Below are 24157 nucleotides of genomic sequence, written 5' to 3'. Positions count from 1 at the left end.
CCATTCATATGGGAGCCATCGAAACAGCGGATCCGTTCAGTCCCGTACGCGAGCGGTGGAGCCGCGCACCACGAGCTCGGGCCGGAAGACGAACTCCGTGTGCTGCACCGGGTGCCCCCGGATCTCCTCCAGGAGCGCCGCCACCGCCGCCGTCGCCATCGCCCGCACCGGCTGGCGGACCGTGGTGAGCGGCGGATCGGTGAACGCGATCAGCCGCGAGTCGTCGAAGCCCACCACCGACACCTCGCCCGGGACGCCCAGACCCCGCTCGCGGGCCGCGCGGACCGCCCCCAGCGCCATCATGTCGCTGGCGCACACCACCGCCGTGCAGCCCCGGTCGAGCAGCGCGCCCGCCGCCACCTGGCCGCCCTCCACGCTGAAGAGGGTGTGCCCGATGTGCGCGGCGGCCTCCTCGGGCCCCAGTCCGAGCCGCTCGCCCAGCGCCGCCGTGAACCCCTCGGCCTTGCGGCGCGAGGGGACATAGCGCGGCGGGCCGACCGCCAGCCCGATCCGGGTGTGGCCGAGGTCCGCGAGATGGCCCACCGCCATCGCCATCGCCGCCCGGTCGTCGGGTGAGACGAACGGGGCGCGGATCCGCTCGTTGTAGCCGTTGACCAGCACGAACGGCACCCCGCGCTCGGCGAGCGCGAGATAGCGGGCGGGGTCCGCGGCGGTGTCGGCGTGCAGCCCCGACAGGAACACGATGCCGTTGACCCCGCGCTCCTCCAGCTGCTCCACCAGCTCGTCCTCGGTCGCCCCGCCGGGCAGCTGGGTGCAGAGCACCGGGGTGTAGCCGTGCCCGGCCAGCACCTGCTCCACCGCCTGGGCGAACGCCGGGAAGATCGGGTTCGTCAGCTCCGGCGTGACCAGCCCGATCAGCCCGGCGCTGCGCTGCCGCAGCCGGGCCGGCCGCTCCCAGCCCAGTACGTCGAGCGCCGCGAGCACCCGCTGGCGAGTGGGGTCCGCGACGCCCGGGCGCCCGTTGAGCACCCGGCTGACGGTGGCCTCGCTGACGGCCGCCTGGGAGGCGATGTCGGCGAGGCGGGGACCGGCCTCGGTCACACCGTCCACCACACGGCGGTGTCCGCCGGAAGCTCGAACTCCGGCCCGCCGGGCCCCACTTCACCGCTGGCCAGCAGCACCTCGCCCGGCGCGGGCAGGGCCACCGGCCCCCCGGTCAGGTTCACCGTGCAGACGAACCCCGGCCGGGCGAAGGCCAGCACGCCCTCGGGCGCCGCCAGCCACTCGACCGCGTCGCCCGCGCCGAGGCCCGGGTGGGCGCGGCGGGCCGCGAGGGCCGCGCGGTAGAGCTCCAGCGTCGAGCGCGGGTCGCCGGTCTGCGCCTGCACCGACAGCGCGCCCCACCCCTCGGGCTGCGGCAGCCAGCTGCCCCCGTCGCCGAACCCGTACGAGGAACCGTCCACCGTCCACGGGATGGGCACCCGGCAGCCGTCCCGGAAGCCGTCCTGGCCCTCCGCGCGGAAGAACGACGGGTCCTGGCGCACCTCGTCCGGCAGATCGGTGACGTCCGGCAGACCCAGCTCCTCACCCTGGTACACATACGCCGACCCCGGCAGCGCCAGCATCAGCAGCGTCGCCGCCCGGGCCCGGCGCAGCCCCAGCTCCCGGTCGCCCGGGGTGCGCAGCTGGGTGCCCAGGCCGGGCGGGTTGGCGAAGCGGGTGGTGTGCCGGGTCACGTCGTGGTTGGAGAGCACCCAGGTCGCCGGGGCGCCGACCGGGCGCATCGCCGCCAGCGAGACGTCGATGACCTCGCGCAGCGCCCCGGCGTCCCAAGGGGCGCCCAGGTACTGGAAGTTGAACGCCTGGTGCAGCTCGTCGGGGCGTACGTAGTGGGCCGTGCGCTCCACCGTCGGCGTCCACGCCTCGGCGACGGCGATGCGCTCGCCCGGGTACTCGTCCAGGATGCGGCGCCAGGAGCGGTAGATCTCGTGGACGCCGTCCTGGTCGAAGAACGGCATGACGTCGTTGCCCAGCAGCTTGAGCTGGTCCGCGCCGCCGATGTCCGGCAGCCCGGCGGCCTTCACCAGGCCGTGCGCCACGTCCACGCGGAACCCGTCCACGCCCATGTCCAGCCAGAACCGCAGGATCGAGCGGAACTCGTCGGCGACGGCCGGGTGCTCCCAGTTGAAGTCGGGCTGCTCGGGCGCGAACAGGTGCAGGTACCACTCGCCGTCCTCGGTGCGGGTCCACGCCGGCCCGCCGAAGATGGACTCCCAGTCGTTGGGCGGCAGTTCGCCGTCGGCGCCGCGCCCCGCCCGGAAGTGGTACCGGGCCCGCAGCGCCGAGCCCGGTCCCTCGCGCAGGGCGCGCTTGAACCACTCGTGCTGGTCGGAGGAGTGGTTGGGCACCAGGTCGACGATGATGCGCAGCCCGAGGCCGTGCGCGTCGCGGATCAGCGCGTCGGCGTCGTGCAGGGTGCCGAACATCGGGTCGACGGCGCGGTAGTCGGCCACGTCGTAGCCCGCGTCGGCCTGCGGGGAGGCGTAGAACGGCGAGAGCCAGACGGCGTCGACGCCGAGGTCCCGCAGGTGCGGGAGCCGGGTCCGTACGCCTTCGAGGTCCCCCATCCCGTCGCCGTCTGCGTCGGCGAAGCTGCGCGGATAGACCTGGTAGATCACGGCGTCCTGCCACCAGCCGGTGCGGGTGGTGGCGGGGGCGGTGAGGTGCGGGGTCATGTCTTCCCTGGGTCGGTGTGATGGATTGGCCCGCGGCCGGGCAGGGTTCGAAGCCGTCCGCGGGCGCGTCGTGGCTGGTCGCGCAGTTCCCCGCGGCCCTTGGCAGGAGGTCGTGGCCGGAGAGCTCGGCTCAGCCACAGGCCCTCGGGCGCGGGGAACCGCGCGAGCGACCGGCCACGGCCTGCGGACGAAGGCGGTTCAGGGGCACGGGGAACCGCGCGACCAGCCACCACTCAGCCGCGGACAAGGGCCGGGCGGTGGACACGTCACCCCTTGGTCGCCCCCGCCGTCATCCCCGCGACCAGGTGCTTCTGCGCGAAGAGGAAGAACACCGCGGCCGGGACGGCGATCAGCACGGACGCGGCCGTCATCGGCCCCCAGTTCGCCGTGTACTGGGTCACGAACGTCTGGAGCCCGCCCGCCAGCGTCATGTTCTCGTCGCCGACCATGAAGGCCGACGAGTACGCGACCTCGCCCCACGCCGTGATGAAGGAGTAGAAGGCGGTCACGGCCAGGCCCGGCTTGGCCAGCGGCAGGATCAGGCGCCAGAACGTGCCGAACGGGTTGAGCCCGTCCACCCGCCCCGACTCGTCGATCTCCACCGGGATCCCGTCGAAGAAGCCCTTCATCATCCAGGCGCAGAACGGGACCGCGATCGTCAGGTACGTGATGATCAGGCCGACCGGCTGGTTCAGCAGCCCCAGCTGTCCCATGAGGTTGTAGAGCGGGACGATCAGGATCGCCATGGGGAACATCTGGGTGATCAGCAGGGTCCACATCAGGGGCCGCATGCCGGGGAACTTGAAGCGGCTCACCGCGTACCCGGTCGTCGCCGCGATCAGCACGCCCAGCACGGTGGTCACCCCGGCGATCAGCGCCGAGTTCCCGAACCACGTGAAGAAGCTCGTCCTGTCCACCAGATAGCGGTAGTTGTCGAGCGTGGTGTCCTTGAAGAAGTCGGTGGTGACCGCGTACTTCGCGGGCTTGAGGGAGGTCAGCAGCACCCACAGCACCGGGAAGACGGCGATCACCGACGCCCCGATCAGGGTGGCGTGCAGCCCCAGCGAGGCCAGCGGGGAGCGCTTGCCGCGGGGCCGGCCGCCGGGGGCCGCGGCGCCCGGGGCGGATTCGGGTACGGACGCCATCGTCACCACACCTCTCCCTGCTTGCGCAGCGAACGCCGGTACACCAGCGCGAAGATCATCAGTACCGCCAGGATCAGCACGCCCCAGGTCGCCGACCCGGCGAAGTCCCGCGGGCTGTCCACGAACGCCTGGCGGAACGCCTGCGTCACCAGGATCTCGGTGGAGTCGCCCGGGCCGCCCCGCGTCAGCAGGAAGATCACCGGGAACATGTTGAAGGTCCAGATGGTGGAGAGCAGGATCACGGTCGAGGAGACCGCGCGCAGGCCGGGCACGGTGATGTGGCGGAAGCGCTGCCAGGGGCCCGCCCCGTCCATCTCCGCCGCCTCGTACAGCTCGCCCGGGATCGACTGGAGGCCGCCGAGGAGCGCCACCATCATGAAGGGCACGCCGAGCCAGACGTTGACCGCGATGACGGAGACCTTGGCCCAGGTCGGGTCGTCCAGCCAGGGCACCGCCGAGATGCCGCCGCCGTCCAGGACCTTGTTGAGCAGGCCGTTGTCCCGGTTGAAGAGGAAGCGCCAGGCGAAGACGGAGACGAAGCCGGGCACCGCCCAGGGCAGGATCAGCATCATCCGGTAGGCCGCGCGCCCGCGGAACTCGCGGTTGAGGATGGTGGCGAGGGCCAGGCCGAGCAGGAACGTGACGGAGACGCAGCACACCGTCCACACCACCGTCCACACCAGTCGCTGGGTGAACACCGGGTCGGTGAGCGCGTCCGTGTAGTTTCTGAGGCCGACGAACTTGTACGTCGCGTCGATGTGGTTGGCGCCGATGGTGCGGCCCACATTGCGCTCGTTGGCGTCGGTCAGCGACAGATAGACGCCGCGGCCCAGCGGCCATCCGATGATCACGCCGAGGACGATCACCACGGGGGCGACCATCGTCCAGGCGTACCAGTGCGTCGAGAGCGCCCGCCGCAGTCGGCCGGGCCGCTCGCCGGTCGTACGGACCCGGCCGCGGGCGCCCTCGCCCGCGGCCTTCGCCGTCGACTGGCCGGTGTGGACAGTCATGTCAGTCAGTACCCGTCTCCCGCTGCCGGTCCGTCACTTCCAGCCCTTGAGGATCTTGCGGAAGGCGGTGCCGGACGCCTTGGCCGCGTCCTCCGGCGAGGAGGCGCCGGTGACGGCCTTGGTGAACTGGAGCTTCAGCGGCTCGAAGAGGGCGCCGTTCTCCGGGATCCAGGCGCGCTCGACGGCCTTGTCCACGGCGGGCTTGAAGAACTGGACCATCTCGTTGGACTTCACGTCCGGCTGGTCGTACGCGGCGGTCCGGGTCGGCAGCAGGCTGAGCGCCTTGGTGGTCTGCACCTGGACGTTCTGCGAGGTGAGGTAGTCGACGAAGGCGTGCGAGGCGGCGAGGTTCTTGGAGCCCGCGTAGACGGCGAGGTCGTGGCCGCCCTGCGGGGCGCCCTGGCCGGCCGAGCCCGCCGGGACCACGGCGACGCCGAGGTTGGACTTGTCCTTGAACGCGTCGCCCGCGTACACGTCGGCCACCGACCAGGGGCCGTTGACCATCATGGCGACCTTGCCCGACTTGAAGGCGGTCTCCATGTTGTTCCACCCGTCGGTGGCGTTGGTGATCGCGGCGCCGGAGGTGACCAGGTCGCGGGCGGCCTTGAACGCCTTGACCCCGGCCGGGCCGTCCACGGTGACCTTCTTGTCCTTGGCGTCCACCAGGTTGCCGCCCTCGCCGTAGATGAACGGCAGGAACCAGAAGGAGTCGTCGCCGCGCAGGTACATGCCGGTCCGGCCGGTCTTGGACTTGACGGCGGCGGCGGCCGTCTTCAGCTCGTCCAGGGACTTCGGCGGCTCGACGCCCGCGTCCTTGAGCATCTTCTTGTTGTAGAAGAGGCCGAGGGTGTCGATGACCTGCGGGACGGCGTACATCTGGCCGTCGTACCGGCCGCTGGCGGCGGCCTGCTTGAGGAAGGCGGAGTCCACTTCCTCGGCCTTGGCGTCCGGCACCTTGTCGAGGTAGCCCAGCGAGGCGAAGTCGGCGACCCAGCCGACGTCGGAGCGGATGACGTCCGGCGCGTCGGAGCCGCTGCTGAACGCGTTCTTGATCTTGTTCTGCGCGTCGCCGTACGGCACGTTGACGTACTTGACGGTGACCTTGGGGTGCAGCGCGTGGAAGTCCTGGGCGATCTTCTGGAACGTGGCCTTCTCGGTGTCGTTCGAGGTGTCCCACCAGGTCACGGTGCCGGAGAGCTCGCCCGAGCTCTTCTGGTCACCGTTGTCACTGCTGTCACTGCCGCCACAAGCCGTCGCCGCGAGCGCCAGGGTCGCGACCAGCGCGGTGGCCGCTATGCCACGTCGCATGTGAACTCCTTCAACGGGTGCCGCGCCCTCACGGCGCCGGGATCGCCAGGAACGTAACAAGGATGAAAGAAGACCGAAAGACCTTGCGAAGAATTTCTGCAAGGCCGGTCGATCGTTACATCCACGTGTCCACACGGTTGCCAAGAAGCCCCTTGCCAGAAGCCCGTCGCGTGCGCCATGGGGAGAGGAAGCGCCGGGCAGCGGCTTTGCAAGACTTCCGCAAGGACTTGCAGGACTGTTACCTTCGGGGTGCAGCCGCGTTGATCCCGTAGTCGCAGGACACCGTGCACGCCGTCGGAGAGGGACCCTTCCATGACGCAGGAGCTGACCACGACCACCGCCGACCCGGGCCGGACCCCCGCCCGCGACGGCGGCACCGGCTGGTGGCGCGACGCCGTCATCTACCAGGTGTACGTCCGCTCCTTCGCGGACGGCGACGGCGACGGCATCGGCGATCTGCCCGGCATCCGGGCCCGCCTCCCGCACCTGGCCGAGCTCGGCGCGGACGCCGTCTGGCTCACCCCCTTCTACTCCTCCCCGCAGGCCGACGGCGGCTACGACGTGGCCGACTACCGGGCCGTCGACCCGCTCTTCGGAGACCTCCAGGACGCCGACGACCTGGTCCGCGAGGCCCATCGGCTGGGCCTGCGGGTGATCGTCGACATCGTCCCCAACCACACCTCCGACCAGCACGCCTGGTTCCGCTCGGCGCTGGCCGGCGGCCCCGAGCGCGACCGCTACCACTTCCACCCGGGCCGCCGCGGCCCGGTGCCCGAGCAGGGCGGCGCCACCCCGCCCAACGACTGGGAGTCGGTCTTCGGCGGCCCGGCCTGGACCCGGACCGAGGACGGCGACTGGTACCTGCACCTGTTCGCGCCCGAGCAGCCCGACCTCAACTGGGAACACCCCGAGGTGCGGGCCGAGTTCGAGTCGGTGCTGCGGTTCTGGCTGGACCTCGGCGTGGACGGCTTCCGCGTCGACGTGGCGCACGGCATGGTCAAGGCCGCCGGGCTGCCCGACATCGGCGCCCGCGAGCAGGCCAAGCTGATCGGCGCCCAGGAGCTGCCGTTCTTCGACCAGGACGGCGTCCACGAGATCCACCGCTCCTGGCGCCGGCTGCTGGACTCCTACGAGGGGGAGCGCGTCGCGGTCGCCGAGGCGTGGGCGCCCTCGCCCGAGCGGCTCGCCCTGTACGTGCGCCCCGACGAACTGCACCAGGCGTTCAACTTCCAGTTCCTGAACTGCCCGTGGGACGCGGCCGGGATGCGCGCCGTCGTCGACGCCTCGCTCGCCGCCACCCGCTCGGTCGGCGCCCCCACCACCTGGGTGCTCTCCAACCACGACGTGGTGCGCCACCCGACCCGCTACGGCGGCGGCGAGCGGGGGCTGCGCCGGGCGCGCGCGGCGGCCCTGCTGATGCTGGCGCTGCCCGGGTCGGCCTACCTCTACCAGGGCGAGGAGCTGGGCCTGCCCGAGGTCACCGATCTGCCGGACGAGGTGCGCCAGGACCCGTCGTTCTTCCGCGCGGAGGGCCAGGACGGCTTCCGGGACGGCTGCCGGGTGCCCATCCCGTGGACCGAGGAGGGGCCCTCGTACGGGTTCGGCGACGGGGGCAGCTGGCTGCCGCAGCCCGCCTCCTGGCGCGGCCTCTCGGTCGAGGCGCAGACCGGCGACCCGCGCTCGACGCTGGAGCTCTACCGCGCGGCCCTCGCCCTGCGCCGGGAACTGCCGGGGCTCGGCGCGGGCGACGCGGTCGAGTGGCTGGCGGCGCCCGAGGACGTGCTGGCCTTCGCCCGGCCGGGCTTCGTCTGCACGGTCAACACGGGCGCCGGGGAGGCCCGGCTGCCGGTCCCCGGACGGCCGCTGCTGGCCTCCTCCGCCCTGGAGTTCACCGGCGGTAACGTCACGATCCCCGCCGAATCCGCTGTCTGGTGGGCAATCTGACGTGCGACCGGTACAGTCCAATCCCGTGACCGCACGGCTTGCCGACATCGCAGCCCAGGCGGGGGTCAGCGAAGCCACAGTCAGCCGCGTGCTCAACGGCAAGCCCGGTGTGGCCGCGGGCACCCGTGAATCCGTGCTGGCCGCGCTCGACGTCCTCGGCTACGAACGGCCGGTACGGCTGCGCAGACGCAGCGCCGGACTCGTTGGTCTGATAACTCCGGAGCTGGAGAACCCGATCTTCCCGGCGCTCGCCCAGGTCATCGGCCAGTCGCTGACCCGCCAGGGGTACACCCCGGTGCTGGCCACCCAGACCCCCGGCGGCTCCACCGAGGACGAGCTCACCGAAATGCTGGTGGACCGGGGCGTCTCGGGCATCATCTTCGTCTCCGGACTGCACGCCGACACCACGGCCGACATGGACCGCTACGAGCAGCTGCGGGCCCAGGGCGTGCCCTACGTGCTGGTGGACGGTTTCTCGCCGAAGGTGCAGGCGCCGTTCATCTCCCCCGACGACCGGGCCGCGATGCGGCTGGCGGTCACCCATCTCGCGGCGCTCGGCCACACCCGGATCGGCCTGGCGGTCGGCCCCAAGCGGTTCGTCCCCGTACTGCGCAAGATCGAGGGCTTCACGGCCGCGATGGAGGACTCGCTGGGGCTGACCCCGGGCGAGGCCGAGGCGCTGGTCCAGCACTCGCTGTACACGCTGGAGGGCGGCCAGGCCGCCACCACCGCGCTCATCGCGGCGGGCTGCACGGCGGTGGTGTGCGCCAGCGACATGATGGCGCTGGGGGCGATCCGGGCGGCCCGCCAGGCCGGGCTGGACGTGCCCAGGGACATCTCGGTGGTGGGTTTCGACGACTCCCCGCTCATAGCGTTCACCGATCCACCGCTGACCACGATCCGCAAGCCGGTGACCGCGATGGGTCAGGCGGCGGTGCGCGCGCTCCTGGAGGAGATCGGGGGCACCCCGGCCCCGCACAGCGAGTTCGTCTTCATGCCCGAGCTGGTGGTCCGGGGTTCAACCGCCTCCGGTCCGGCGCCGAAGTAGTGCTCCGGTGGGCCGACGGCCGTCCCCGGCCTAAAATCGGGGTAGCGGCCGGCCCGCTCGTCCGCGCGGAGTCCTCCGCTGGTAGTAGGGGCCGGGACAGAACCCGACCGGAGGACGATCTGCGGGGAGCAGGTCCATCTGGCAGACTCTCACGCTATGGGTGAAATGACCGTGAAGACTCTGGAAGGTACGGCGGACACCCCGTCGGCCGCCCCGTCGGCTGCGTCCACACCCTCTTCCGAGGAGTCCGCCGAGCGGGCCGCGGCGCCGGAGCAGACGCCTTCGGCCCCGCCCCCGCCCCCCTCCCTGCTCCAGCGGCTGCGCGCGCCGCGCAGACCGCGGCTCTGGTTCGAAATCCTGCTGATCGCGGTGAGTTACTGGCTGTACTCGCTGATCCGCAACGCCGTCCCCGAACAGAAGTCGCAGGCGCTCGACAACGCCGACTGGATCTGGTCCGTCGAGCGGCACCTCGGCATCGCCGTGGAGCGGTCGGTCAACCACGGCGTCAACTCGGTGACATGGCTGATCACCGGGATGAACTACTACTACGCCACGCTCCACTTCATCGTCACCATCGGCGTGCTGGTGTGGCTCTTCCGCAGCCACCCCGGCCGCTACGCGGCGTCCCGGCTGATCCTCTTCGCCACCACCGGTGTGGCCCTGGTCGGCTACTACTTCTATCCGCTGGCGCCGCCGCGGCTGATGAACAACGGCGGTTTCATCGACACCGTCCTGGTCCACCAGACCTGGGGCTCGATGGCGTCCGGCGACCTGAAGAACATGTCGAACCAGTACGCGGCGATGCCGTCGATGCACATCGGCTGGTCCCTGTGGTGCGGGCTGACGATCTTCGCCCTGGCCAAGGCCCCCTGGGCCCGGATCCTGGGCCTGCTCTACCCGGTGGCGACCCTGGTCGTGATCGTCTCCACCGCCAACCACTTCTGGCTGGACGCGGTGGGCGGAGTGCTCTGCCTCTCCTTCGGCTTCCTGGTCTCCCGCCTCTGGTACGGGAAGCTGCCGCACCGGCTCCCCCGGCGCGTCGAGAACGGGCCACGCGGGCGCGTGGTGACCGGTACCGCGCGGGCCTGACCCCCTCCTCGCCTGCCCCGACCCGGCCCGCTGCCGATAGGCTCGGAACCGACCTTGATCCGGCGCGGAGCCGGGCGCGGTGCAGTGGGAGGCGGCGGGAATGACGGCGGTGCCGGGGCGCAGGAGCAGCACCTTCACACGGCTGCTGCGGTTCGGCTTCACCGATCCGTCCACCGCCGAACGCCATCTCGACGCCCCGGAGCTCGCCTCCGTACGCGCCGATCCGGTGCTCCTGGACGCGCTGGGCGCGACCGCCGACCCGGATCTGGCGCTCGCCGGTCTGGTCCGGATCGTGGAGGCCCAGGACCCGGCCGAGCGGCAGGCCCTGCTGACCACCCTGACCAGCGCCAAGCCCCTGCGGGACCGGCTGCTCGGCGTGCTGGGGGCCTCCGAGGCGCTCGCCGACCACCTGGCCCGGCACCCGGGCGACTGGCACGCCCTGGTCACCTACGAGGCCGCGGACCTGCACCCCGGGGTGGTCGAGTTCGAACGGGGCCTGGCGTCGGCGCAGGACCCGGTGGCGCTGCGGGTCGCCTACCGGCGGTGCCTGCTGACGATAGCGGCGCGTGACGTGTGCGGGACCACCGATGTCGCCGAGACCGCCGCCGAGCTCGCCGACCTGGCCACCGCCACCCTGCGCGCCGCGCTCGCCATCGCCCGGGCCGCCGCCCCCGCCGACGCCGCCCAGTGCCGGCTCGCGGTGATCGCGATGGGCAAGTGCGGCGGCCACGAGCTGAACTACGTCTCCGACGTCGACGTGATCTTCGTCGGGGAGCCCGCGGACGGGGCCGACGAGCGCGCCGGGCTGCAGGCCGCCACCCGGCTCGCCGCGCATCTGATGCGGATCTGCTCGGAGACCACCGTCGAGGGCACCATCTGGCCCGTGGACGCCAACCTGCGCCCCGAGGGCCGCAACGGGCCGCTGGTGCGCACCCTCTCCTCGCACCTCGCGTACTACCAGCGCTGGGCCAAGACCTGGGAGTTCCAGGCGCTGCTCAAGGCCCGGCCGGTGGCCGGGGACCCCCAGCTCGGCGAGGCGTACGTGGAGGCGGTCTCGCCGCTGGTGTGGCAGGCCGCCGAGCGGGACAACTTCGTGGCCGACGTGCAGAAGATGCGCCGCCGGGTCGTCGACAACATCCCGGCCGCCCAGGTCGACCGGGAGCTGAAGCTGGGGCCCGGCGGACTGCGGGACGTCGAGTTCGCGGTACAGCTCCTCCAGCTGGTGCACGGGCGCGCGGACGCCACCCTGCACAGCGGCACCACCCTGGACGCGCTGGGCGCGCTGGCCGCGGGCGGCTACGTGGGGCGCGCGGACGCCGCCCAGCTCGACGAGGCGTACCGGTTCCTGCGGGCGATGGAGCACCGCATCCAGCTGTACCGGCTGCGCCGCACCCATCTGGTGCCCGAGGACGAGGCCGACCTGCGCCGCCTCGGCCGCTCGCTGGGGCTGCGCACCGAGCCGGTCACCACCCTGCACCGGGAGTGGCGCAAGCACGCCTCCGCGGTGCGGCGGCTGCACGAGAAGCTGTTCTACCGCCCGCTGCTCGACGCCGTCGCCCAGCTGGCGCCCGGCGAGACCCGGCTCAGCCCCCGGGCGGCCGGACAGCGCCTGGAGGCCCTCGGGTACGCGGACCCGGCGGCGGCCCTGAGACATCTGGAGGCCCTCTCCTCCGGGGTGACCCGCAAGGCCGCCATCCAGCGCACCCTGCTGCCGGTGCTGCTGGGCTGGTTCGCCGACTCGGCCGACCCGGACGCGGGCCTGCTGGGCTTCCGCAAGGTCTCCGACGCGCTCGGCAAGACCCCCTGGTACCTGCGGCTGCTGCGCGACGAGGGCGCGGCGGCGGAGAACCTGGCCCGGGTGCTCTCCGCCGGGCGCCTCGCCCCCGACCTGCTGCTCCGCGCCCCCGAGGCGGTGGCGATCCTGGGCGACCCGGAGGGCCTGAAGCCGCGCGGGCGCGAGGTTCTGGAGCAGGAGGTGCTGGCCGCGGTGGGCCGCGCCGAGACGGCCGAGGGCGCGGTCGCCGCGGCCCGCGGCGTACGGCGCCGGGAGCTGTTCCGCACCGCCGCCGCCGACCTCATCGGCTCCTACGGCACCGAGGAGAACCCCGCCGAGGAGGATCCGGGCGCCCTGGTCGACCGGGTCGGGAAGGCGGTGACCGATCTGAACGCGGCGACCGTCGCGGGCGCGCTGCGGGCGGCCGTGCGGGCCGAGTGGGGCGACACCCTGCCCACCCGGTTCGCGGTCATCGGCATGGGCCGCTTCGGCGGGAACGAGCTGGGCTACGGCTCGGACGCGGACGTCCTGTTCGTCCACGAGCCGCGCGAGCAGGACGACGAGCAGGAGGCCGCCTCGGCCGCCGGACGGGTCGTCGCCGAGATGCGCCGGCTCCTCCAGCTCCCCACCACCGACCCGCCGTTGCTGATCGACGCCGACCTGCGCCCGGAGGGCAGGAGCGGGCCGATGGTCCGCACCCTGGGCTCGTACGCCGCGTACTACCGCCGCTGGTCCCTGGTGTGGGAGAGCCAGGCGCTGCTGCGGGCCGAGCCGATGGCGGGCGACGCCGAGCTGGGGCGGCGGTTCACCGAGCTGATCGACCCGCTGCGCTACCCGGCCGAGGGGCTGGGCGAGGACGCGGTGCGCGAGATCCGGCGGCTCAAGGCCCGGATGGAGTCGGAGCGGCTGCCGCGCGGCGCCGACCCGACGCTCCACACCAAGCTGGGCCGGGGCGGTCTGTCCGACGTGGAGTGGACGGTGCAGCTGCTGCAGATGCGGCACGGCTGGGCCGAGCCGGGCCTGCGCACCACCCGTACCCGCGAGGCGCTGTCGGCGGCGCACTCCGCGGGTCTCATCGCGACCGAGGACGCCGGGATACTGGACGACGCGTGGGTCCTCGCGACACGGGTGCGCAACGGTGTGATGCTGGTACGTGGGCGGTCCGGCGACACGTTCCCGTCCGACGGGCGGGAGCTGGCCGCCGTCGGCCGCTACCTCGGCTACGAGCCGGGCCACGTCGGGGACATGCTCGACGACTACCGCCGGGTGACGCGGCGGGCGCGGGCGGTGGTGGAGCGGCTGTTCTACGGGGCCTAGTCCCGTTACCCCACCGTCCGCCTGCCGCGCCCCCGAGCGCCCGGGGGCGCGGGGAACCGCGCGGGCACCCCGGGACGGCCGTCGGACATCGAACGACCCCATCCGTTCCCACTACCTTCACGTGCACGGATCTTCCTGTCTCAAAAGAGCCGCCCTACCCTCACGGTGCACCGCCCCCCACGATTCCCCACACCGGAGGTACCGCCGTGTCCGGCTGGTCCATACCGCGCCGCCGCACCCGCACCGCCCTCTTCTCCGCCGTCGGCCTCGTGGCCGCGTCCGCCGGCCTGTGGGCCGGGCTCGGCGGCTCGTCCGCCTCGGCGGCGGCCACCGTCCCCACCCCCGACCACACGGTGGTGGTGGTCTTCGAGAACCACGCGTACGACCAGGTCATCGGCAGCTCCAGCGCCCCGTACATCAACTCGCTGAAGAGCGGCGGCGCCAACCTCACGCAGTCGTTCGCCGAGACCCACCCGAGCCAGCCGAACTACTACGCGATGTTCTCCGGCTCCACCCAGGGCGTCACGGACGACAGCTGCGTCAAGGTCGGCTTCTCCTCCGCGCCCAACCTGGCGTCCGAGGTCATCGCCAAGGGCAGGACCTGGGCCAGCTACAACGAGTCGCTGCCCAGCCAGGGCTCGACCACGTGCAGCAGCGGCAAGTACGCGCAGAAGCACAACCCGTGGTTCGGCTTCTCCAACGTGCCGACGTCCAGCGCCAAGACGTTCGCGCAGTTCCCCACGGACTTCACCACCCTGCCGACCGTCTCCTACGTCACGCCGAACCTGTGCAGCGACATGCACGACTGCTCGGTCTCGACCGGTGACACCTGGCTGAAGAACAACCTGGGCGCCTACGCGACCTGGGCCAAGACCCACAACAGCCTGCTCGTGGTCACCTTCGACGAGGACAACCGGCTCGCGGGCAACAGGATCGCGACCGTGCTGTACGGCCAGCCGGTCACCCCCGGCTCGACGTCCTCGACGACGTACAACCACTACAACGTGCTCCGCACCATCGAGGACATGTACGGCACCACGCACGCCGGACAGGCCGCCAACGCCTCGGACATCACGGGCATCTGGGCCTCCTGACGTGTACGTAGCAGACAGCCGCAGCACTCCCGCGGCCCCCGCCGCCCGGCTCACCACCGGGCGGCGGTCCGCCGTGGCCCCGACCGTGCTCGCGCTCGGCGCGGTCAGCCTGATCACCGACGTCTCCTCGGAGATGGTCACCGCCGTCCTGCCGCTCTACCTGGTCACGGGCCTGGGCCTGTCCCCGCTGGGGTTCGGCCTGCTCGACGGCGTCTACAACGGCTTCAGCGCGCTGGTCCGGCTGGTCGGCGGGCACCTGGCCGACCGGGGCGGGCGCCACAAGGCCGTCGCCGTGTTCGGCTACGGCCTGTCGGCGGTGTGCAAACCCCTGCTCCTGGTGGCCGGTTCGCTGCCGGTGATCGGCGCGGTGCTCGCGGCCGACCGCACCGGCAAGGGGCTGCGCACCGCGCCGCGCGACGCGATGATCTCGCTGGCCTCGGCGCCCGAGGCGCGCGGCCGGGCCTTCGGCGTGCACCGCGCGATGGACACGGCGGGCGCCCTGCTCGGCCCGCTGGTGGCGTTCCTGATCCTGCGTCAGGCGGTGGACGGCTACGACGCGGTGTTCACGGTGAGCTTCTGCGTGGCGGCGGTCGGCGTCCTGGTCCTGGTGCTCTTCGTGCCCGCGCGCGCGGCCGGGCCCGAGCGGGCCCCCGGCGCCCCGCGCGCCTCGCTGAAGGCGGCGCTCGCGCTGCTCGGGGAGCGCGAGGTGCGCCGACTGGCGCTCTGCGCCCTCCTGTTGGGCCTGGCGACCGTCAGCGACTCGTTCGTCTACCTGCTGCTCCAGCGGCGCCTGGACGTGCCCGACCGCTGGTTCGCACTGCTGCCGCTCGGCACGGCCGCCGCGTTCCTGCTGCTCGCCGTCCCGCTGGGCCGCCTCGCCGACCGGGTGGGCCGCTGGCAGGTCTTCCTGGGCGGCCACGCGGCCCTGCTGTGCGCGTACGCCCTGCTGCTGCCGGGCTGGCGCGGGGCCGCGCTGCCCTATGTCGTCCTCGCCCTGCACGGCCTCTTCTACGCGGCGACCGACGGCGTCCTGATGGCCGCTGCGGCGGGCGCCGTCCCGGCCGAACTGCGCTCCAGCGGGCTGGCGTTGATCCAGACCGGCCAGGCGTCGGCCCGGTTCGTCTGCTCGATCGCGTTCGGCGCGGCGTGGACGGCGTGGGGCGACCGCACGGCGCTGGGCACGGCCGCCGCGGCGCTCGCCCTGTGCGCGGCGGGCGCGGTGCTGCTGCGCCCGGCGGACCCGGCCCGGACCGACGGGGGAACCCTCGCATGACCCTGCGCAACAAGCTGATCGTCCTGGTCACCGCCCTGCTGGTGCTGGCGGGCGTGGCCACCGCGTCCGTACTGCACGCGGCGAGCCGCGAGGACCGCAAGAACCAGGTCCAGGCGGACGGCCCGCCGGTCCGGGGCGGCCAGGTCTCCCTCGCCCCGGACTCCGCCCGCCGCATCGTCTTCCGCAACATGGCCTGGGGCCCGCACCGCGACGAGCTCGCCACGGTCCCGGCCGCCGACCCGGCGGGGCCGCGCACCGCCTCCGGCGTCAAGTGCCTGCGCTTCTACGCCGCCGCCGGGACCGGGGTCTGCCTCCAGGCCGAGCGGGGCGCGGTGCGCGACGGCTACCGGGCGGTGATCCTGGACGCGGACCTCAAGGAGAGGGCCCACTACGGCCTGCCGGGCATCCCGACCCGGGCGCGGGTCTCCCCGTCCGGCCATCTGGCGGCCTGGACGGTGTTCGTCGGCGGCGACTCGTACGCGGGCACCAACTTCTCCACCCGCACGGCGATCCTGGACACCCGCACCGGCGCGCTGACCCGGACCCTGGAGGACTTCGCGATCGAGCGGGACGGCCACCCGTACCACGCCTCCGACGTCAACTTCTGGGGCGTCACCTTCGCCGACGACCAGCACTTCTACGCGACGATGGCGACGGCCAAGAAGACCTATCTGGTCCGCGGCGACCTCGCGGCCCGCAAGGTCACCACCCTCCGCACCAATCTGGAGTGCCCCTCGCTCTCCCCCGACGGCACCCGGATCGCCTTCAAGAAGCGCGTCGCGGGCCTCCCGGCGGACGCGCCCTGGCACCTGTACGTCCTGGACCTCGCCACCATGCGCGAGACCGCGCTGGCCGAACCGCGCAGCGTGGACGACCAGTTGGTGTGGCAGGACGACCGCACGGTGGTGTACTCGCTGCCCGGCGACTACGGCGCGGACCTCTACAGCCTTCCCGCCGACGGCACCGGCGGCCCCCGCCGCCTCCTGACGGCCGGACTGGCCCCCGCCTACCTGGGCTGATCAGCCGCCCGGGGCCACCGGCCCGCGCACCTCCCGGAGGAACGGCTCGACGCCGCGCCCGCGCAGCGCGGCGAGCCACGCCTCCCGTGCCCCGGCGACCCCGGCGGCCCGCGCGTCCCCGCCCCGGCCGCCCTGCCCGCCGTGGCGCACCGCGGCCAGGAGCAGCCCGACCGCCGAGACCAGGATCGCCGCCATGGTGATCGCACCGAACACCCAGCCGGCGGTGACGAGCGTCCGGGCGAAGTCGACGTCCCCCCTGAGCAGCCGCAACACGTACCCCAGGCCCAGGAAGCCCACGGCGGCGGCGCCGGCGAGGACGGGGGCGAGGACCATGACCACGGCGACCGGGCCCGCCCCGCCGTCCTCCTCGTCCCCGTCCGCGGCCGGGGCGGCCGGGCCGCCGTCGGGGTCCGCGCCGTCCTCGGCGCCGAACGCCCGGCGGCCCTCCTCGCGCCGCCGTACGTACTCCAGGTACTCCGCCGCGGCGGCGCCGTTGATCAGGCCCGCCGCGTTCATCGCCATGGTGCGCAGCTGTTCCGTGCTGAACGGCTCCTCCGGTCCCGGGGCCCGCTCCCGCAGGACGTCGTCGACGAGCCGCTCGTAGGCGGGCCGGTCCTCGGCGAGGAGGTGCGGGGCGGGCGCGGGGGCGGCGGGCGCGGTCTCGCCGAAGGGCCTGCGCCGGGCCAGCGAGGCCATGACCTGCCGTACGAACGTGTCGGTACCGTTCACCGGTCGCTCCCTCCACTCCCGGACGTACGCCCGTCGGGACGGACAGCCGGACGGACCGGGGGACGGGGGTCCGACCGGTCGCCGGGGCCAGGTTCCGCACCGGTGGCGGCGCGGGGGGCGGCACCCGGGTCCGGTTCCGGAGCGCCCGCGCCCGGGTCCGGGGCGGCCACGGGCGGGGGCTGCGCGGGCGGGGGCTGCACGGGCGCCGCCGGGCCGGGCGCCGGGCCCGGCTCCAGCAGACCGCCGGCCGGTGCGAGGACCGAGGGGGCCTCGGCCAGTCTGCGGCCGGCCAGCTGCTCCACCACCGTGGGGGCCGCGATGCCCACCGCCATCACCCCCACCGGGCCGCCCGCCTGCCCGGACGCGCCGAACACCGCCGCCAGGCCCACCCCCAGCGCGAGGCGCAGGGCGAGGGCCGTGAGGTAGGCGCCGAGCGGCAGTTCGCCCCGGACCCGCCACGGCAGGTTCCGCACCCGGGCGATGTCGCCGCGCAGCTGGTGCGCCTCCAGGGCACCGGCCCCGAGCAGCCCCCAGACGCACGCCATCCATACGGACACGGAGCCAAGGATGGCAGCGGCGCCCGGGACGCGGGAAGGCCCGGGGCGGGCCCGCTACGGGCGCCCCGGGCCGGTGTGCGCGGGAAACGGTCGGACCTGCGGGATCAGTCCTTGTGGAAGCGGTAGGACTCCCGCTCCATCTCGCGGACCTCGACCATGAAGTGCAGCCGCCGGTCCGGGGTGGGGGTGATGTGCTTGCGGGCCAGTTCGAGGACCGTCTCGGTGAGCTGCTCGCGGGCCTGCTGGGTGCGGCCGGTCAGGATCGACAGCTGGATGAAGACGGCGTCGATGTCGTCCTCGCCGGTGCCGAAGTACGACTCCTCGATCCGGCGGAAGCGCGTCTTGAAGGCGAGGGACGGGGCGTCGACGATGGCCGGCGCGGCGGCGTGCACCTCGCGGGCGAAGCCCTGGCGGTCGAAGGTCTCGGCGAGACGCTCGGAGTACTCGACGTGGACGAACGGCATGCTCAATCCTCTGATCGCACGGCAGACTTGGCGGAACCCGGCTGGCTCCACCAGCGCCAACTGGGCACACCCGTGCGATATTCCCCGGGCCGGGCCCGGCCCGCGAAGGCCGGGACCCGGCGGGTCCGGGGACCGGCGCTCAGGACGGCTGGACCAGCCCGATGACGTTGCCGTCCGCGTCCCGCACCGTCGCCGTGAGCCGGCCGCCGCCCACGTCCTGGACGTCCTGGAGCGACTCGGCGCCCGCGTCGAGCAGCACCGCGACGGTCTGGTTGATGTCGGCGACGTGCCAGTACGGCACGGGCCCGGTCATGCCCTTGCCGTGGCCGTTCGGATCGAGCCCGATCTCCTGGCCCGCCGCGTTGTACTGCACGTAGTACGGCTCGTCCATCACCGGCTCGACGCCTAGGAGACCGCCGAACATGGCCTTCGCCCGGTCGATGTCCTTGACGGGGTAGATGATCGTCTTGAGACCTTCGGTCATGGGGGTGCTCCTAGGGGTGCGTCGCGCGGGGCGGCTTCCGGCCGCCCCAGCCAGGACACACCCCGGCGGACGAATCCGCCCGCCGGAGCCCCCCGAATGCCGGACCCGGGCCCCGGATCCGGCGCGCCCTCACAGCACCGGCAGGTTCTTCCGCAGCTCGAACGCGGTGACCTCGGAGCGGTACTCCTCCCACTCCTGCTTCTTGTTGCGCAGGAAGAAGTCGAAGACGTGCTCGCCGAGCGTCTCGGCGACCAGCTCGCTGCGTTCCATCAGGGTGATCGCCTCGCCGAGGTTCTGCGGGAGCGGCTCGATGCCCATCGCGCGGCGCTCGGAGTCGGAGAGCGCCCAGACGTCGTCGTCGGCGCCCGCCGGGAGCTCGTAGCCCTCCTCGATGCCCTTGAGGCCGGCCGCGAGGAGCAGGGAGTACGCCAGGTACGGGTTGCAGCCGGAGTCCAGGGAGCGGACCTCGACGCGGGAGGAGCCGGTCTTGCCGGGCTTGTACATGGGCACCCGGATGAGCGCGGAGCGGTTGTTGTGGCCCCAGCAGATGTACGAGGGGGCCTCGCCGCCCGCGCCCGCCGTGCGCTCCGAGCCGCCCCAGATCCGCTTGTAGGAGTTGACCCACTGGTTGGTGACGGCGGAGATCTCGGCGGCGTGCTTGAGCAGGCCCGCGATGAAGGAGCGGCCGACCTTGGAGAGCTGGTACTCGGCGCCCGACTCGTAGAAGGCGTTGCGGTCGCCCTCGAAGAGGGAGAGGTGGGTGTGCATGCCCGAGCCGGGGTACTCCGAGAACGGCTTCGGCATGAACGTGGCCTGGACGCCCTGCTCCAGCGCCACCTGCTTCATGACCAGGCGGAACGTCATGATGTTGTCGGCCGTGGAGAGCGCGTCCGCGTACCGCAGGTCGATCTCCTGCTGGCCGGGGGCGCCCTCGTGGTGGCTGAACTCGACCGAGATGCCCATCGATTCGAGCATGGTGATCGCCTGGCGGCGGAAGTCCATGCCGACGTTCTGGGGGGTGTGGTCGAAGTAGCCGGAGTTGTCGGCGGGCACCGGGCGGGTGCCGTCCAGCGGCTTGTCCTTGAGCAGGAAGAACTCGATCTCGGGGTGGGTGTAGAAGGTGAAGCCCAGGTCCGAGGTCTTGGCCAGGATGCGCTTGAGCACGAAGCGCGGGTCCGCGAAGGAGGGCGAGCCGTCCGGCATCAGGATGTCGCAGAACATCCGCGCGGTGCCCGGGGCCTCGGCGCGCCACGGCAGGATCTGGAAGGTGCCCGGATCCGGCTTGGCGATCATGTCCGACTCGTACACCCGGGCGAAGCCCTCGATGGCGGAGCCGTCGAAGCCGATCCCCTCGTCGAACGCCTGTTCAAGCTCGGCGGGAGCGACCGCGACCGATTTCAGGAAGCCCAGCACATCCGTGAACCACAAACGCACAAACCGGATGTCACGCTCTTCGAGAGTGCGGAGCACGAACTCCTGCTGCTTGTCCATAGCCACATCCTTGCAGTTCAGACGGTCTGTGCACCACCGTCCGGGCATGAGGGGGAAACATCAGTATCAGGGCCCGGGATTACCGCCACATTACGCACCCGGTATGACCTGCGGCACGCCGCCTCCCCACAGTCGCACCGGGTGCGCTCCGGTGCGAGGCCATGGGGGATACTCGCTCGTCGCCGCGCGCAGCGCCGCGCGCGGACGCGACCGCGGAACCACCGCGGCACCACCCCCACGACCTCGTACGGCTGACCTCCGTACGGCTATGGAGACCGCACGATGACCGGCAACCAGATGGAGCCCCCGGATACCGGCTCGCAGCGCACCGAGGAGCGGCCCGGCGCCGGGCCCGCCGCGGACCCGGCGGCGCCCGCCGCCCGCCGCTGGCGGGCCTGGCTGCTCGACGGGCTGTCCGAGAGCTCCGCCCGCCACCCCGGGCCGCACGGCACCCCGCCGCAGGAGCACAAGGGCCACACCTGGTGGCGGGTGATGTGCCTGACCGGTGTGGACTACTTCTCCACCCTCGGCTACCAGCCGGGCATCGCGGCGCTGGCGGCCGGGCTGCTCTCGCCGATGGCCACCCTCGTACTGATCGCGCTGACCCTGCTGGGCGCGCTGCCGGTGTACCGGCGGGTCGCCGAGGAGTCGCCCAACGGCGAGGGTTCCATCGCCATGCTGGAGCGGCTGCTGCCGTGGTGGGCCGGGAAGGTCTTCGTCCTGGTGCTGCTCGGCTTCGCGGCCACCGACTTCATGATCACGATCACGCTCTCGGCGGCGGACGCCTCGGCCCATGTCGTGGAGAATCCTTTCGCCCCGCACTGGCTGCACGGCTCCAACCTCTGGATCACGCTGGCCCTGGTGGCCGCGCTCGGCGCGGTGTTCCTCAAGGGGTTCAAGGAGGCCATCGGCGTCGCCGTGGTCCTCGTCGCGGTCTATCTGACGCTCAACCTGGTCGTCCTCGCCACCGCCGTCGGCAAGATAGCCACCGAGCCGGTCGTGGTCGACGACTGGTGGCACGCGATGAGCACCGAACACTCCTCGCCGCTGGCGATGGTCGGCGTGGCGCTGCTGGTCTTCCCCAAGCTCGCGCTCGGCATGTCCGGGTTCGAGACGGGCGTGGCCGTGATGCCGCAGATCACCGGCGACCCCTCCGACACCCACGCCAAGCCGCTCGGCCGCATCCGCGACACCCGCAAGCTGCTGACCACCGCCGCCCTGGTGATGAGCGGCTTCCTGCTGGTCTCCAGCCTCGCCACCACGATCCTGATCCCGGAGTCCGAGTTCAAGGCGGGCGGCGACGCCAACGGCCGCGCGCTCGCCTACCTCGCCCACCAGCACCTGGGCGAGGCGTTCGGCACGGTGTACGACATCTCGACCATCGCCATCCTCTGGTTCGCCGGGGCGTCGGCGACGGCCGGACTGCTCAACCTGGTCCCGCGCTATCTGCCGCGCTACGGCATGGCCCCGGAGTGGACCCGCGCGGTGCGCCCGCTGGTGCTGCTCTTCGTGGCGATCGCCTTCTTCATCACCTGGTGGTTCGACGCCGACGTGGACGCGCAGAGCGGCGCGTACGCCACCGGCGTGCTGGTGCTGATGCTGTCGGCCTCGTTCGCCTCGACCGTGGCCGTGCTGCACCGGGGGCGGCGGGTGGCGGCGCTCGGCTTCGCCGCGATCACCGCCGTGTTCGCGTACACCCTGGTCACCAATGTCATCGAGCGGCCCGACGGACTGAAGATCGCGCTGCTCTTCATCGTCGCGATCCTGCTCTCCTCGTTCGCCTCCCGGGTGCACCGGGCCTTCGAACTGCGGGCCACCGAGGTGACCTTCGACGAGGCGGCGGCCCGGTTCATCGACGAGGCGGCCCGGAGCGGGCCGCTGCGGCTGATCGCCAACGAGCCGCAGGAGCACAGCACCCGGGAGTACCGCGCCAAGGAGTACAGCCAGCGCGAGGAGACCCACATCCCGGACGGGCGGCCGGTGCTGTTCCTGGAGGTGTTCGTGCAGAACTCCTCCGACTTCACCACCGAGCTGACCGTGCACGGCGACGAGAAGCACGGGGTGCGCAGGCTGCGGGTGGAGGGCGCGGTGGTGCCCAACACCATCGCGGCCGTGATGATGAAGGTGCGCGAGCGCACCGGCGAGGTGCCGCACGCCTACTTCAACTGGACCGAGGGCCATCCGCTCAGCCATCTGCTGCGCTTCCTGGTCTTCGGCGACGGCGAGGTGGCCCCGGTCACCCGCGAGGTGCTGCGCCGCGCCGAGCCGGACCTGAAGCGCCGCCCGCGCGTCCACGTGGGCTGAGGCCGCCGCCGTACGGGCCCGGGCCGCCGGGTCGGTACCGGGGACGGGCCGCCGGGCCGCTGCGGGCCCGGTCGGTCCGTACGTGCGCGGGCCGCCGCGGTCTGACGCAGTACAAGCAATCGACGGGCAAGGTCGGTCCCTACGCGCGCGGGCCGCCGGGTCCGTACGGCAGCGGGCCGCCGGGCGGCGCGGGAGCGGTGGTCCGGGGGCCCGGGGGCCGGTTCCGGCCGGGTGGCCGGATCTTGGCCGACCCCGCCCTGCCGCGCCCCGCGCTCCCTCGCCTAGCATCTGCGCCTATGGGGGGAGTGAGACGCCTTCGCATCACACGTCCCGTGGCGCTGCTGAGCGCCATGGCGACGCTCCTCGCCGCGCTCTTCCTCTGTCTGACCGCGGGCGGCGAGGCGAGCGCGGACCCCGGCCCCCGGGTCCACCACACCACGGCGGTGGGCGGGGCGGCCCAGTACAGCTGCCCGTACGACCGGGGGGACTGCGGGCTGTTCCCGCACGCCGATCCGGCCGTGCTCACCGCCCCGCCCCTCGACACGCCGGCGCCGGGGGCCGCGCACGCGGCCTGGGCCGCGGCGGTCGCGCCCCCGGCGGCGCCGGTGCGCTCCGGAGTGCGGCCCCGGGCCCCCGATCTCCACGTCCTTCAGGTCCTGCGGACATAGCCCCACCGGTGGTGCCGCAGTACGTCCCCGACTTCTCACTCACCAGAAGGACTTGAGCCCACCATGGCCACCAAGGAATCGAAGAGCTCCCGCCAGGCCCGGATAGCGGAGATGCGCCGCGCCGAACAGGCCCGCGAGCGCCGCAACAAGATCGTCGCCATCACCGCCTCGGTGGCGATAGTCGCCGGACTCGTCGGGGTCGGCGCGTTCCTGCTCAACCGGGAGTCCGACAAGAAGGACCAGGCGCAGGAGCAGAAGGCCGCCGACGCCAAGGCGACCATCGCGGGCGAGAAGGACTGGGACCCGAAGAAGCTCTCCCGCAACCACGTCACCAAGACGGTGTCGTACCCGATGAAGCCGCCGGTCGGCGGTGACCACAACCCGGTCTGGATGAACTGCGGCGGAGTGGTCTACAAGAAGCCGATCCCGGACATGAACGCGGTGCACTCGCTGGAGCACGGCTCGGTGTGGGTCACGTACACCGACAAGGCGCCGGCCGCCGATGTGCAGAAGCTCTCCGACAAGGTCTCCAAGACGCCGTACTCGCTGATGAGCCCGTACGAGGGCCAGTCCGGGTCGATCATGCTCAGCGCCTGGGGCAAGCAGGTCACCGTGACCAGCGCGGACGACCCGCGGGTCAACCAGTTCTTCGCCAAGTACGTGCAGGGCGCGCAGACGCCCGAGCCCGGCGCGGCGTGCACGGGCGGGCTGGACCAGAAGTGAACCGCACCTACTGGGCCTCC

The 24157-nt window shown here is 72.6% G+C and carries 20 protein-coding genes; 10 read left to right on the top strand and 10 right to left on the bottom strand.

Annotated features, from left to right (window positions below; genetic code table 11):
• Positions 1-36: 36 nt before the first annotated feature.
• From AB5J87_RS25040 to AB5J87_RS25020, 5 genes are all read right to left on the bottom strand, one after another.
• Positions 37-1071 carry a LacI family DNA-binding transcriptional regulator gene (locus AB5J87_RS25040; RefSeq protein WP_369379458.1) on the bottom strand — a complete coding sequence of 345 codons (1035 nt, stop codon included), beginning with the start codon at positions 1069-1071 and terminating at the stop codon, positions 37-39.
• Positions 1059-2696: an alpha-amylase family glycosyl hydrolase gene (locus tag AB5J87_RS25035; protein ID WP_369379457.1), complete on the bottom strand. Its 1638-nt coding sequence runs from the start codon at positions 2694-2696 to the stop codon at positions 1059-1061. The genes AB5J87_RS25040 and AB5J87_RS25035 overlap by 13 nt, the downstream gene beginning before the upstream one ends.
• Before the next feature lie 266 nt (positions 2697-2962).
• Positions 2963-3841 (bottom strand): sugar ABC transporter permease, encoded by an 879-nt coding sequence (locus AB5J87_RS25030; RefSeq protein WP_369379456.1) that lies wholly within the window; start codon positions 3839-3841, stop codon positions 2963-2965.
• Positions 3842-3843: 2 nt separating this feature from the next.
• Entirely contained in the window at positions 3844-4851 is a 1008-nt protein-coding gene (locus AB5J87_RS25025; protein ID WP_369379454.1) for a carbohydrate ABC transporter permease, read from the bottom strand.
• A gap of 33 nt (positions 4852-4884) precedes the next feature.
• Positions 4885-6159: an extracellular solute-binding protein gene (locus tag AB5J87_RS25020; RefSeq protein ID WP_369379453.1), complete on the bottom strand. Its 1275-nt coding sequence runs from the start codon at positions 6157-6159 to the stop codon at positions 4885-4887.
• 312 nt (positions 6160-6471) lie between these two features.
• Here AB5J87_RS25020 and AB5J87_RS25015 point away from each other — a divergent pair, with 312 nt between their 5' ends.
• From AB5J87_RS25015 to AB5J87_RS24985, 7 genes are all read left to right on the top strand, one after another.
• Complete coding sequence (locus AB5J87_RS25015) at positions 6472-8103, top strand: glycoside hydrolase family 13 protein (protein ID WP_369379451.1); 1632 nt, start codon at positions 6472-6474, stop codon at positions 8101-8103.
• A 25-nt stretch (positions 8104-8128) separates the two neighbouring features.
• Positions 8129-9151 (top strand): LacI family DNA-binding transcriptional regulator, encoded by a 1023-nt coding sequence (locus AB5J87_RS25010; RefSeq protein ID WP_369379450.1) that lies wholly within the window; start codon positions 8129-8131, stop codon positions 9149-9151.
• Positions 9152-9307: 156 nt separating this feature from the next.
• Positions 9308-10240, top strand: a complete 933-nt coding sequence (locus AB5J87_RS25005; protein WP_369379448.1) for a phosphatase PAP2 family protein — start codon at positions 9308-9310, stop codon at positions 10238-10240.
• Positions 10241-10340: 100 nt separating this feature from the next.
• On the top strand, positions 10341-13331 hold the full coding sequence (locus AB5J87_RS25000) for a bifunctional [glutamine synthetase] adenylyltransferase/[glutamine synthetase]-adenylyl-L-tyrosine phosphorylase (protein ID WP_369379446.1): 2991 nt from the start codon (positions 10341-10343) through the stop codon (positions 13329-13331).
• Positions 13332-13537: 206 nt separating this feature from the next.
• Complete coding sequence (locus AB5J87_RS24995; protein ID WP_369379445.1) at positions 13538-14425, top strand: alkaline phosphatase family protein; 888 nt, start codon at positions 13538-13540, stop codon at positions 14423-14425.
• Between the two features lies 1 nt (position 14426).
• Entirely contained in the window at positions 14427-15698 is a 1272-nt protein-coding gene (locus AB5J87_RS24990) for an MFS transporter (RefSeq protein ID WP_369379443.1), read from the top strand.
• On the top strand, positions 15695-16717 hold the full coding sequence (locus AB5J87_RS24985; protein ID WP_369379442.1) for a TolB family protein: 1023 nt from the start codon (positions 15695-15697) through the stop codon (positions 16715-16717). The genes AB5J87_RS24990 and AB5J87_RS24985 overlap by 4 nt, the downstream gene beginning before the upstream one ends.
• Here the strand turns inward: AB5J87_RS24985 and AB5J87_RS24980 are convergent, their stop codons facing one another.
• From AB5J87_RS24980 to AB5J87_RS24960, 5 genes are all read right to left on the bottom strand, one after another.
• A complete protein-coding gene (locus AB5J87_RS24980; protein ID WP_369379440.1) occupies positions 16718-17446 on the bottom strand; it encodes a hypothetical protein in 729 nt (242 codons plus the stop codon).
• Complete coding sequence (locus AB5J87_RS24975; RefSeq protein WP_369379439.1) at positions 17443-18003, bottom strand: hypothetical protein; 561 nt, start codon at positions 18001-18003, stop codon at positions 17443-17445. The genes AB5J87_RS24980 and AB5J87_RS24975 overlap by 4 nt, the downstream gene beginning before the upstream one ends.
• Positions 18004-18107: 104 nt before the next feature.
• A complete protein-coding gene (locus AB5J87_RS24970; RefSeq protein ID WP_369379437.1) occupies positions 18108-18467 on the bottom strand; it encodes a 5-carboxymethyl-2-hydroxymuconate Delta-isomerase in 360 nt (119 codons plus the stop codon).
• A 139-nt stretch (positions 18468-18606) separates the two neighbouring features.
• Entirely contained in the window at positions 18607-18951 is a 345-nt protein-coding gene (locus tag AB5J87_RS24965; RefSeq protein WP_369379435.1) for a VOC family protein, read from the bottom strand.
• A gap of 129 nt (positions 18952-19080) precedes the next feature.
• The gene (locus AB5J87_RS24960) at positions 19081-20442 is read right to left on the bottom strand and encodes a glutamine synthetase family protein (protein WP_369379434.1); all 1362 of its coding nucleotides are present in this window, start codon (positions 20440-20442) and stop codon (positions 19081-19083) included.
• Positions 20443-20724: 282 nt separating this feature from the next.
• Between AB5J87_RS24960 and AB5J87_RS24955 the strand changes: the two genes are divergently transcribed.
• From AB5J87_RS24955 to AB5J87_RS24945, 3 genes are all read left to right on the top strand, one after another.
• Complete coding sequence (locus tag AB5J87_RS24955) at positions 20725-22746, top strand: amino acid transporter (RefSeq protein WP_369379433.1); 2022 nt, start codon at positions 20725-20727, stop codon at positions 22744-22746.
• 332 nt (positions 22747-23078) lie between these two features.
• On the top strand, positions 23079-23414 hold the full coding sequence (locus AB5J87_RS24950) for a hypothetical protein (RefSeq protein WP_369379432.1): 336 nt from the start codon (positions 23079-23081) through the stop codon (positions 23412-23414).
• Positions 23415-23477: 63 nt separating this feature from the next.
• A complete protein-coding gene (locus tag AB5J87_RS24945) occupies positions 23478-24137 on the top strand; it encodes a DUF3105 domain-containing protein (RefSeq protein WP_369379430.1) in 660 nt (219 codons plus the stop codon).
• Positions 24138-24157 lie beyond the last annotated feature (20 nt).

This window comes from Streptomyces sp. cg36 (genome assembly GCF_041080675.1).
GTDB lineage: Bacteria > Actinomycetota > Actinomycetes > Streptomycetales > Streptomycetaceae > Streptomyces.
This window is presented reverse-complemented; position numbering and strand designations above follow the sequence as displayed.